Below are 998 nucleotides of genomic sequence, written 5' to 3'. Positions count from 1 at the left end.
TTCCAGTAGATCCGGCTATCCGGTCCCACCCCCAACACGATGTTCTCCGGCTTGGTCTGCGTCGGAATGTTCTGCTCTTTGGGCAGTGTCATCTTCACTGTCTGCGTCACCACCGGCACCGTGATCAGGAAGATGATCAGCAGCACCAGCATCACGTCTACCAGCGGCGTGGTGTTGATCGCCGACAGCACTTGGTCTTCGTCGCCCTTGCCGTGGCCAAATCGTTTGTAACGCGCCATGGCCGTTTACCGGGTCGGGTTGTTCAGCAGGCTGGCGTGCAGGCGGCCGGATACCACGCGGACGTTGTCCAGCACCAGCTTGTTGCGGCGCACCAGCCAGTTGTAGCCCAGCACCGCCGGCACCGCGACGGCCAGGCCGATGGCGGTCATGATCAGCGCCTCGCCTACCGGGCCGGCCACTTTGTCGATGGAGGCTTGGCCGGAAGTGCCGATTTTCACCAGCGCGTGGTAGATGCCCCATACGGTGCCGAACAGGCCGACGAACGGCGCGGTGGAGCCGACGGTGGCGATCACCGACAGGCCGTTCTGCATATGGTGGCTGGCGGAGTCGACCGCGTCGGAGATAGCCATCGCCACCCAGGTGTTCAGATCGACGCGGTTGGCCAGCTCGCCTTTGTGTTCGCGCGCGGCTTCGATGCCGGCGACGGCCACGGCGCTGTACATGCCTTCGTCGGCCAGCTCGCTGGCGGCTTTTTGCAGATCCACGCCGTGGTGGCCCAGCAGTTCATGCCCCTGCTTGATCAGGCGGCGTTGTTCCAGCAGCTTGACGATGCCCACATACCAGGTGGAGGCGGACATGATCAGCAGGATGATCAGCGTACCCTTCGCCACGAAGTCGCCTTGCGACCACAGCGCGTCGATGCCGTACGGATTGGAGGTGTTGACGGTTTCAGCCGCCAGTGCCGGCAGCGCGCTCAGCGCGGCGGCAGCGCCCAGGACTTTGCCCAGAAATGCGCGAGTGATCTTGGTCATGGTATT

2 protein-coding genes are annotated in these 998 nt (G+C 63.5%); both read right to left on the bottom strand.

The genetic code is table 11. From position 1 onward, the window contains the following. A partial coding sequence (locus C2134_RS02060) for an ExbD/TolR family protein (RefSeq protein WP_199179854.1) occupies positions 1–239 on the bottom strand: 239 nt, incomplete at its 3' end. A gap of 6 nt (positions 240–245) precedes the next feature. Then, entirely contained in the window at positions 246–992 is a 747-nt protein-coding gene (locus tag C2134_RS02055; protein ID WP_103317152.1) for a MotA/TolQ/ExbB proton channel family protein, read from the bottom strand. Positions 993–998 lie beyond the last annotated feature (6 nt).

The sequence above is a fragment of the Chromobacterium sinusclupearum genome (genome assembly GCF_002902845.1).
Lineage (GTDB): Bacteria > Pseudomonadota > Gammaproteobacteria > Burkholderiales > Chromobacteriaceae > Chromobacterium > Chromobacterium sinusclupearum.
The sequence above is the reverse complement of the archived record's forward strand: the minus strand, read 5'-3'. Positions and strand labels throughout refer to the sequence as shown.

What these genes read in the sequence shown, in the direction of transcription:
- C2134_RS02055 (WP_103317152.1), bottom strand. Translation starts at nt 992, where the DNA reads ATGACCAAGATCACTCGCGCATTTCTGGGCAAAGTCCTGGGCGCTGCC.